At 61.3% G+C, this 9,148-nt stretch carries 17 protein-coding genes; 16 read left to right on the forward strand and 1 reads right to left on the reverse strand.

Annotated elements, in window-relative coordinates; all coding sequences use genetic code 11:
• Nucleotides 1-2 precede the first annotated feature (2 nt).
• The 3 genes from KH616_RS00785 (at nucleotide 3) to KH616_RS00795 (ending at nucleotide 1,135) form a co-directional block, all read left to right on the forward strand.
• Nucleotides 3-131 (forward strand): hypothetical protein, encoded by a 129-nt coding sequence (locus KH616_RS00785; RefSeq protein ID WP_256870287.1) that lies wholly within the window; start codon nucleotides 3-5, stop codon nucleotides 129-131.
• Between the two features lie 18 nt (nucleotides 132-149).
• On the forward strand, nucleotides 150-473 hold the full coding sequence (locus tag KH616_RS00790; RefSeq protein WP_046196160.1) for a hypothetical protein: 324 nt from the start codon (nucleotides 150-152) through the stop codon (nucleotides 471-473).
• 206 nt (nucleotides 474-679) lie between these two features.
• Nucleotides 680-1,135, forward strand: a complete 456-nt coding sequence (locus KH616_RS00795; RefSeq protein ID WP_046196161.1) for a hypothetical protein — start codon at nucleotides 680-682, stop codon at nucleotides 1,133-1,135.
• Nucleotides 1,136-1,151: 16 nt separating this feature from the next.
• Here KH616_RS00795 and KH616_RS00800 read toward each other — a convergent pair whose 3' ends face one another.
• Nucleotides 1,152-1,406, reverse strand: coding sequence for a hypothetical protein (locus KH616_RS00800; RefSeq protein WP_042974520.1), 255 nt, complete (start codon nucleotides 1,404-1,406; stop codon nucleotides 1,152-1,154).
• 52 nt (nucleotides 1,407-1,458) lie between these two features.
• On the opposite strand from KH616_RS00800, the gene KH616_RS00805 reads away from it, so the two are divergent.
• The 13 genes from KH616_RS00805 to KH616_RS00865 all read left to right on the forward strand — a co-directional run bounded on the left by KH616_RS00805 (nucleotide 1,459) and on the right by KH616_RS00865 (nucleotide 9,082).
• Nucleotides 1,459-1,662: a hypothetical protein gene (locus KH616_RS00805; RefSeq protein ID WP_046196162.1), complete on the forward strand. Its 204-nt coding sequence runs from the start codon at nucleotides 1,459-1,461 to the stop codon at nucleotides 1,660-1,662.
• 38 nt (nucleotides 1,663-1,700) lie between these two features.
• Complete coding sequence (locus KH616_RS00810; RefSeq protein ID WP_046196163.1) at nucleotides 1,701-2,003, forward strand: hypothetical protein; 303 nt, start codon at nucleotides 1,701-1,703, stop codon at nucleotides 2,001-2,003.
• A 231-nt stretch (nucleotides 2,004-2,234) separates the two neighbouring features.
• Nucleotides 2,235-2,741: a hypothetical protein gene (locus KH616_RS00815; protein ID WP_292232896.1), complete on the forward strand. Its 507-nt coding sequence runs from the start codon at nucleotides 2,235-2,237 to the stop codon at nucleotides 2,739-2,741.
• A gap of 88 nt (nucleotides 2,742-2,829) precedes the next feature.
• A complete protein-coding gene (locus tag KH616_RS00820; protein ID WP_021158997.1) occupies nucleotides 2,830-3,357 on the forward strand; it encodes a hypothetical protein in 528 nt (175 codons plus the stop codon).
• Nucleotides 3,358-3,394: 37 nt separating this feature from the next.
• On the forward strand, nucleotides 3,395-3,832 hold the full coding sequence (locus KH616_RS00825; protein ID WP_292232898.1) for a hypothetical protein: 438 nt from the start codon (nucleotides 3,395-3,397) through the stop codon (nucleotides 3,830-3,832).
• A 37-nt stretch (nucleotides 3,833-3,869) separates the two neighbouring features.
• Nucleotides 3,870-4,472 (forward strand): hypothetical protein, encoded by a 603-nt coding sequence (locus KH616_RS00830; RefSeq protein WP_292232900.1) that lies wholly within the window; start codon nucleotides 3,870-3,872, stop codon nucleotides 4,470-4,472.
• Entirely contained in the window at nucleotides 4,469-5,062 is a 594-nt protein-coding gene (locus tag KH616_RS00835; RefSeq protein ID WP_292232903.1) for a hypothetical protein, read from the forward strand. The genes KH616_RS00830 and KH616_RS00835 overlap by 4 nt, the downstream gene beginning before the upstream one ends.
• A 37-nt stretch (nucleotides 5,063-5,099) precedes the next feature.
• Complete coding sequence (locus tag KH616_RS00840; protein WP_292232905.1) at nucleotides 5,100-5,522, forward strand: hypothetical protein; 423 nt, start codon at nucleotides 5,100-5,102, stop codon at nucleotides 5,520-5,522.
• 193 nt (nucleotides 5,523-5,715) lie between these two features.
• Nucleotides 5,716-6,075 carry a hypothetical protein gene (locus KH616_RS00845; RefSeq protein WP_292232908.1) on the forward strand — a complete coding sequence of 120 codons (360 nt, stop codon included), beginning with the start codon at nucleotides 5,716-5,718 and terminating at the stop codon, nucleotides 6,073-6,075.
• Complete coding sequence (locus KH616_RS00850; protein ID WP_292232910.1) at nucleotides 6,072-6,515, forward strand: hypothetical protein; 444 nt, start codon at nucleotides 6,072-6,074, stop codon at nucleotides 6,513-6,515. The genes KH616_RS00845 and KH616_RS00850 overlap by 4 nt, the downstream gene beginning before the upstream one ends.
• 25 nt (nucleotides 6,516-6,540) lie before the next feature.
• On the forward strand, nucleotides 6,541-7,518 hold the full coding sequence (locus KH616_RS00855; RefSeq protein WP_292232912.1) for a hypothetical protein: 978 nt from the start codon (nucleotides 6,541-6,543) through the stop codon (nucleotides 7,516-7,518).
• Between the two features lie 26 nt (nucleotides 7,519-7,544).
• Nucleotides 7,545-7,925: a hypothetical protein gene (locus KH616_RS00860; RefSeq protein ID WP_046196171.1), complete on the forward strand. Its 381-nt coding sequence runs from the start codon at nucleotides 7,545-7,547 to the stop codon at nucleotides 7,923-7,925.
• Nucleotides 7,926-8,005: 80 nt separating this feature from the next.
• Complete coding sequence (locus KH616_RS00865) at nucleotides 8,006-9,082, forward strand: hypothetical protein (RefSeq protein ID WP_292232914.1); 1,077 nt, start codon at nucleotides 8,006-8,008, stop codon at nucleotides 9,080-9,082.
• The last annotated feature ends 66 nt before the right edge of the window (nucleotides 9,083-9,148 follow it).

Here is a 9,148-nt window from a genome sequence, read left to right on the forward strand (position 1 = left end):
GCATGTTGCTGAATAAATGGAAGGACGGAAGCGCAGGCCATGCGAAGGCGATGACGGCAGCATTTGTCAACGCCCTCTTGTACGCCGGGATTTTGGGCATTGTCGCGCTGATTGTAATCAAAGTAACCTGATTGAAGGGAGTAAACGACATGCGTGGGGTGTTCAAGGGCCTGTTTGTCGCGACCTTGCTTGTGATTTCTACGACAGCGCTCGCGGAAGGGTTCGGTGACCGATCGACTCGTATTGGCTGGCATGTTCGTCAGCCGACCCGCTTTATGGTGTCTGGGGTGCTGCGGAAGAACGGCAGCACGGACGTCATCAAGCCGATTCAGTCGATCTTGACGGCTGACGATGGAAGCACCGCGCTTCAGATCTTCATCAAGAGCGCGCAAACGCAGTATCCGGGGTACGTGCTGATCGCCACGCTGGTTTCGCCCGTGCCTACAGCCGGAACGTGCGAGAACGCGATATAGGCGAACTAGGAAGGCGGGGAATTCCCGCTGGGAATCTTGACTTGAACGATGACGTGCGACGATGAGGCCCTTCGCGCACCTCACACCACCCAGGTTGAAACCACTCGGGAAAAAATATGGGACGCATATTGGGTCGCGTGGAGTATGGAGCCAACGCAAAAGAGCCGAACCGGTTCTTTATTCATTGCGACACGTCAGGATGGTCAATGCCGCCGCTTTTTGCCGACCCAGCAGAGGCGTGGCGCGTCTATGACCGGGACGAAAACGGGGAAGCGTTGTATGCAGCCGTTCCGAAGCACAGCACCATTGTGCGGGTGATTCGCAAGGTGCTGGCTCACGGGCATAGTTTCGCCGCGAGCGGAGAGATTTATGGCGAGCCGTTATTCGGTTTGGCAACGGACGATCGACTCTTGTACCCGCTCAGCAGGGGATTCGAAGAGAATCGGCGCTGCTTCCTAAAAGCCGGCGGTGTGCTCCATGTCGCAGAAGAGGTGGACGGCGGATTCAGCGGCTACTACGACCATCCCATCTGCGCGGAACGATGGGATTGGAGCAAGGATGATCAGAGAATTGCGTTCGAGGAACTGTTCGACCAGCCCCTCGATCTGTGCCCTCGTTGTGTTGAAGCGTTGCTCGCGAAGGGCGGCGGCTATGACGGTTGAAGCGAAGATCAACTTTTTACACTCGGCGATCGCCGAGGACGTCCGTACGCTTCCATGGCGCTCGAATTGCGCCGGCGAGATCTTTGCCGATGACGGATCCGAGAATGGCTTGCGCATTGGCCATTTTCAGGGTGATGCTGCGATCGCAGCGTTCGTTGTGGCCGCCCACGACGAGTTCCGAAATGGCCGATAGGAAAGCAATAGACCTGTGGGCGTCCAGGAAGACCGCATAGGGAAGATCTACGTGCTGGCTTGAAACGAAGGATGACATCGCTAGTATTGGTCACGCAAGCGTACTGCTGCCAATCACGGGGAAAACAGCGATGTCCAAAGAGATCTGCTACTGGCACGAGGAAATGAGCGAGGAGATCGCTCGCCGTGTGCTCGGCATGCATTTCGATTACGCGGTCTCGCAGGGTGTCGTTTTCTGCGAAAGCCGCGCGACCGGCGCCTGGCAGGCCAACCTGCAGGAATCCTTCGGCGCGTTCAAGACGGCTGCCCGTGTAGCCGCAGGCGGCCGTACCTGACCGCGCACCAGTACGATCCCTTCCAGCGAGCTCCGACCATGAACAAGAACCAGTATCGCATCGCCCGCCGAATGATCCGCGAGAACGGCCGCTACGCGCTCCAGTGGATGCGCAAGGACATCGGCCAGGAGATGGCCCGCATCATCGAAATTCGCAAGGATGAACTTGGCGATCGTGAGGAACTATTCCGCGACATGGGTTGGGGCATTCACCTCTCGAAGAGCATCGCCCGCGATATCGCCTCGAGCCGCGGCCGGCGCACGGCGAGCTCGCGCGAGCGAAAGAATCCCGGCGCCGCGACCGCGTCCGGGAATCCACGCGTGATCGCGCTTGCCGCCTGACACGCAGGCCGATTCTTCCGCGCCTCGACCGCGATCTTGCGGTCTTATCCGGCGATATCGGATGGCACCGTGCGCATGGCGCGGAACGCTGAGACCTGGCTGTGCTTGACGCGGCCCAAGGACTGTTGGGCGCAATTTCCATGGAAAGACATCCCTGATAGGTCACGATTCAAGATTCCTGACAAGAATCGATCTCCCTAGAATGTTCGGCTACAAGGCAGAGAAGGTGCTATGGCCAGCCTGCCGTGTCGTTTGCGCGCTCGTGCGCCGACGTGTTCAGCCGTGGGGCGCATCATGCCGGAAATTTCCCGACAGGAATTGAAGCGGGCGTGGGGCAGGATCATCCAGCCGATGGAGCCAGCCTACATCTATGAGCGGGCCAGCCAACTGGCGATGGAAGCATTCGAAGCGGCGATCGAGGAACTGACCGTCGCGCTCAAGGAACTTCCGGCGGGAGTCTGTGCGCAATTCGACGTGGCTGAGGCGGAAGGGGAGGTTTGGACCTTCTGGCTGGCCCGCGAGCGCAAGCCGAAGCTGATGTTGGCGATTGGCCCGCGTGAGTCGGTTTTGGAGGATGCGATCGATCCGGGGCATTTCGAGTGGATCGGCATGCACGACGCAAAGGTCGCCACGCACCTGATCCGTGTCTGGCTCGAATCTGCCGACCGAAAGATCGCTTTCTACCCGGTCGCGACGCTGAACGATGCGCGCGAGCGACTGACAACCGAACAGCAGTGATGCTGTGTGGAGGCGCCGGCTAGTTCCATGCCTGATGTCCGAACGGTAGGTGCTAGCGGGCGCAAGTTTGGATCTTTCGGAGAAGTCGATGACCCGTAACGAACGTAACAAGGAACTGCATCTCGAGCGCCGTAACCTCGCCGCGGCACTCACATGGCCGGAGAGCACGCCATTTCTGCTCAATCCGGATCCGGCTCAGCGAAAACGGCTCAAGGCTGTTGGATGGATGATCGCCATGCTGGTGTTCGGCATTCTGCTGCCGATCAAGGATCCGATCGACGCCTGGTCGAAGTCGTACGAAAACAAGCAGATGCGTCCCGCGATGGAGACTGCGATGCAGGCAGGCAACCGCGCTGCCGGCACGTGGCTCGCGCTGCACTTCCGCAAGGACTATCCGGGCCTGCTCCAGCAGGAAGTCGACGCAGGCGAGCCGACGGCGATGTTCCTGGTCGGCCGCCTGATGAGCGGATCCGACCATCCCGAGCGCGTGATCAAGATTGATCCGTCGATGTCGGCTTCCCAGGTGAAGGCGAAGGGCTTTGAGCTCATGCGTCGCGCAGCAGCGGCCGGCAATCAGGACGCGCTGAAGTACCTGATCCAGAACGGCGGCCTGTAAGCGGCCCCGAAACTCCATCCGAAGCAGAGACACGACCATGACCAAGAAGATCAACGAGCAGATCACCGGCTCGGCGCGTGAAAACGTCTGGCGATTTGAAGCGATATTCCACCTCGGCGCGATCGCCCAGCACGACTCGCTGCCGCCAGCGTGCCGCGATGCGATCGACGAAGAACTGGTCGAAATCGCGAAGGCCGTGGGCGTTCCCGGCAAGAAGGCGCTTCGGATGGAGACGGATGAATTCGTCGAATACGTGCTGGACAAGAATCTGACGGGGCTCCTCGTCAACGTCGCCACGCCGGTGCGTGAGTACTTCGAGGGCCACGACAGCAACAGTTTCGGATTCAGCTGGGGCCACTACGGAACGGAGTGGTTGTACGGCGAGGATCTGGCCGCGCTGCTGCCGAAGATCGAAGCATGGGTCAGGGAGCGGAGCGACGAGGACCGTCGCAAGTCGGCCCGCAAGGCGGCGTAGCCGGCCTTGTGCCACCAATCACGAAAAGAGAAATCACATGCACAACTTCTGGACCATCCTGATAGATGGGCCGCACTTGCTGGCGTTGGATGTCCCTGTCGTCACCGCGATCCTGCTTGGGCCGTTTCTCGCATACGTACTCTTGCTTAAGCGGGCCCCGTCCATGTCCGCTGCAACGAAGCGACGTGCCGGCATCGCCTACCTCGCGTCCGTTGCGCTATTTCTCGGCGCGTATGTGGGATCCAAGGCGACGGTCGCAGTTTCGCAAATCACGGTACCGGCCGTATTCCGTGAACTACAGACGGTGACGGATTACCAGGTCGTATGCCGCTGGAACGTTGACCAGACTGATCATCTGGCGTGGTCCGTCGCTCACGATCGTCTGCTTGCCGACGACGTGAAATGGCGTACGTCGTATCTGGACACGAAGCCGCATGCGCGGACAGGTAAGGAAGTTCCGTGTAACGAGACGCCGGTGCCCATCAGGATCGACATGGTCCAGATGGATATGCATGCGGTCGCCATGTGGATGCTCATCGGAAAGATCATCTGGCTGCTGGGATGCGCGGGCATCGGTTGGAGCCTGTTCACTGGGCTGGTGAGCGAGACCCGCGTGTCCGAGCTTAAGCCGTCAGCTTGATCGGCGATCTGCAGAGCCATTCATTCAACCCGTCCAATCAGGAAATGAAATCCATGAAGACAACCATCATCTTGGCGCTGCTGGCGGTGGTCGGCGTTGCGAACGCCGAACCGGTCAAGCCCGCTGCTGGTCAGCCGATCCCGCAGACTTTCGCGATCGCCGGCGCCGACGAACTGCGTCCGAACGCGGTCACGAGCCCCGATGGCCGCATCCACCTCATATTCGGTCACGGCCCGATCCTTCCGCGCCCGGTTGTGCTGCTCCAGGACGAGGCCGGCAAGAATCGCGTGGCGCTCTTCCAGGAAGTGGCCGAGAAGGACCACATGGAATATGTCCTGTACCGCACGCCCGCGGATGCGCCGATCGTCATCGTCCTGAAGGAAGGTCAGCGCCAAGCCGTCATCGTGAGCGGCCCGAAGGCTCCCGACGTGACTGCCACCGCCGGCGTGGCCGGCGCGGCAAGTGCCGCCAGCGCGCCCGAGGCCAAGGTCGTTGGCGCGAATCACGACATGGCCGGTACCGAGCGGCCGAAGTGCTCGCTCGACGGCGTGAAGATCGAAGGCACCGCCCGCATTACCTGCGCTGAGTGACCGTCCGAAACTCGTCCTCGCTAGCGGAGTAACGATCATGAACCACGTCATGCGGAACTGCAGCCCACGCGGGATTGCGCGTCGCGTCGCGCTCGGCCGGTGGGACTACTCGACCGAACACATCCTCGGCTTGCGGTTCACGATCAATTTCCTGGGGCAAGGGTTCGGACTGAAGGAAGCGCCTGCAAGTTTCCTGAGTGCGCGCCGCTGGCTGCTGACACGCGAGACTCCGCAGCACTTCAGCCAGATCGTCGAGATATCAACCGGCAAGCGCAGGCTCGTTGCGACCGGCTATGCCATGTACCCAGGCGGCTGGCTCTGCCAAGTGTACGAGAAGGATCTTCATGTCCCGGACGAAGACACCGAGGACACGAGGTTGAGCGGCGACAACAATGCGCGGCTCCTGCTCGACCAGATGAAAGAGCACCTCGAAACCGTGGTGACCAGCCGCAATCGATAAACCACGAACGGCGTGGCCACGGTGACTCACGACAAGACATGACTGGCGGCACGATCTGATGGAGGTTGCGATGTCGAATGCAGAAGCAAGCAATGGAATGGAAACGAACGACCTGCCGGCTGGTGCGCAGCTCATGCCGTCATGGGGGCTCACGCGGACCGGGGTGATCCGTTCCGACGTTGATGCCCAGAAGATGGCGCTGCGCGACTACGGCGCAAAGCCCGGCGGTTCTGCCGAATTTGATTTCGGCGCGGGTTTTTCGCGCGGCGTCCAGTTCGGTCGCGCGACGGCCAGCGATGACGTGCCCGCGTTCGCATGGACGAAGGAACCGCCGAAAGAGCAGGGCCTGTACTGGCATTGGACCGGCGACCTCGACGCCCGTCCGGTGCCGCTGTCCGTGCTCTGGTCCGGAAGCACCAAGAAGTGCTTCGTCAGCATCGGCCAATACGGCATCACTACCGCGATCGACTGCGATGCCTACGGAGGTTACTGGCAACCGGTCATCGTGCCGAAGATGGACGAATCGATCGGATACTACGGGAGCGACGCATGATTGGGAGTGCGGAGCAATCCGTTCCGGACCAGAGCCTCGACGAGCTGGTCAAGGAGCGCAATCGGCTGAACGTGGCAATCCGCGCAAGGCTCGCTGACCCGTGCCGGGACCTGAACGCCGAAGAATTGAATCGTCTGCGGCAGGAGGCGCTGGTGGATCTGGTGCCGGACTTCGTCAACGATATGCTCCGATACCTCCGGATGCATAGCATCGCGCTCGTTTTCCATGACGGTCGGATCGAGAACGGGGCAGTGGGATACACGCCCGAGTTGGCGGTCAAGAAAGCCGTCATGGAGCATGGTTGGCACGGTTACCCGGATACGTTTCGCAGCAAGCTCGCCGATGCGCTGTTCGCCAACATCTTCGACGTACGGGCGGATCTGGACAAGGCGCCGATGGCTCGCTGGAAAACCAACGATACCCCGTCCAGCCTGTCGTAATCCCCAAACCTCACTGGAGAATTCCATGCAGGAATCCAATACCGCGAGCAGCGCTCCCGAAGAATTTCCCGGGTATCCGGAACTCGTGCTGCGCGAACTGCCGGACGGCCGCGTGACCGGCGTCGCCATGCGGGAGATGCGCTCCTCCTTCCATGTCACGTTCGCGGGCAAGTTCGTCGAGCCGGAAGAGGTCGAGCGGGGCATCCAGATACTACGTACGCTGGACCAAAACGAGGCGTATGGGTCATGGAAGAAGGAGTTGGACATCGATGCGGCCACGCTCGGCGACGCGATCGCATCGAGCCCGGAAAGCTCTGTTGGGCAGAAGTTCGTGTTCCTATATCGCGGCAACGAATGGCTTTGGGGAATCTGGAATAATCCCGATCATCCGAAGCGCAGCGGGGTTCTGAAGGATCTGGCAGGCGTGGATCTACGCAGCGTCGCAGATTTCCACGGCACACGCGTCTCGGCCGCCAAGCGTGGCGAGCGACCGGGCCTGGATACGGTGCGCGCCAACCAGACCGTCGCAGGTCCCTATCAGGTGCTTGAGGTCGCGATCGACCTGCTCGAGCAAAGTTCGCTGCGGTCTTCCGCCAAGCAGGACTATGAGGCCCATCCTGCTGTCCGCTATCTCTGTGACTGGTGGAACCGGAATGCGCCGGAAGGCAGTCGTGAGGCCGGGTTCGTGCGTCTGTACGTCTGGAACGAGACGGATCGGATCTTCAACGCCTGCGATCCGGAAGAGCCGGCAGCGCAGGCCAATCAGCTCGATAGTTGGCCCAGCTATGCGCTGTTCGAACGTCCGGGGATGCCGACGGTCCTTGGCTGCTTCTATCGCGGGCGACGATTCAACAAGGACGACGGCACTGGCGGCACTAAGCTCTATGCCGCCGATGGAAGCGAAGCGTGGGACATCGGGCTTGAAGCCGCAGAGGTCGACGAGGCCTACTACTCGCTGATCGGCCTCGAAAGGCTGGCTGAGCATGACGTGTTCGCTGTCTGAAGCAATTTTCCGTCAGGAGTCAAGGCATGTATAGAAGCATAGCCCTGTGGGGGCTGGCAGAGGCTATTGCCACATACGGTTTCGCCACGCACATGGGGCATTCCGCGAAATCCGCACTGGAAATTACTGGTGCTGTACTCGTCGGCCCGTTCGCGCTCTTCCTCCTGATCGGAATCTTGGCGAGGCCCGTTGTTACCTTCATGGCAATTCGCGCCGCGCGGCGCCGCATTGCTATCGAGGCGCGGTATCCGCGCACGCGCGTTACGGCGCTGTCCAGAGGCAAGTGGTTGGTCACGGACCTCGACACCGGAAAGACCCGGTGCGTACTGGAACGAGACGGCGTGACAATCGCCGACCAAACTCCCGCCAAGCTGTGGCGGCGCGGTCGTAAGACCCAGGTCGGTTGATTTCCGAGACTTGAACCGGAAGGCTCGTTCGGTAGAGTGTCCGCAGAACGGGGCAATCCCACCGCCCCGGAAGGAACCCCATGTCGAATAGCAACATCCTGACGCTGCTCGCCGAGGCGCGCAGCGCGTTGTACGCGATCGCCAAGACCTACGACGATTACGAGCTGCGCGCCCGTGCGCTAGAAGTCTACGAGAGCACCGCGCCGGAGAGGGCCAGCGAAGATTCTGACCGCAGGGTGAACGTAGGATGGTGCCGTCTGACAGACAGCCTCCCCGACTCCGACAGGCATCCCCGCGTACTGATCTACACCGAGGGCGTGGACTTCAACGGTGAGCCGTTTTTCGACGTGAAAGCTGACTCGCTCAACGAGAACTCCTACGAATCGCCGGACGATCAGCCGGAAATATGCCGGGCAGCGACCCACTGGATGCCGCGCCCGTTCGTAGACGAGAATGCGCAAATGGCAGCACGGGCAGGCCAGTGGGTGCATTGCTCCCCGGCTCTGCTCCAGGCGGGCGTGAGCTGCGAACACACACCTCGGCGCCCGTGCCAATGCCGGCCCGAAAACGGCGGGCACGATCACTTCGTCGCGTTCAACGTCACGGAAGCCTCGCAAGTCGGCGCCGATTCGCGCAAGGATCTCGCCAGAAGCGTTTTCGGCGGCATCAATGCGCTGCGCTGGCTGCTGAACATCACCACGGAATTCGATCGAAAGGATGTGCGTACGCGCCAGGCAGCGAGGCTGCTGGACGAGTTCTCGCCGAGCGACGGTATCACCAACCGCTTTCATCTCGAACGCCTCTGGAAGGCCCTGCACGATGAGCTTTCGACCAAGGACGTGGTTGCGTGCCTGTGCGCGCACGCCGACGCGAGGCCGGAGGATCACGCATCGTGGGTGCGGGAGGTAAGCCGACGGCTCAGCGCGTGTCGTCTGAACGAGGAGGCTGGAACCGGTACGTGCTCGTCGGGCGAGTGCGTCAAAAGGAACGTGCCGCCCGCCGGCAACGATCCCACCGCTGCAGTGGCGGCGTCCTCCCCGTGCGCGCGGTGCGTTTCGTGGGGGTACTGCGCGGGCCACGGCTGCATGGCATTGCCCCGCACCGATGTCGGTACACCGGGACCGCAGGCCTGGAGCTCGGCACCGGCAGCGAGCTGAGCGAGGACCATCACGAAGTTGTCCGCTGACCAAACCTCACCGCGGAGTGGACGCACGCGAGGCTTG

This window comes from Burkholderia sp., assembly GCF_018375725.1.
GTDB lineage: Bacteria > Pseudomonadota > Gammaproteobacteria > Burkholderiales > Burkholderiaceae > Burkholderia.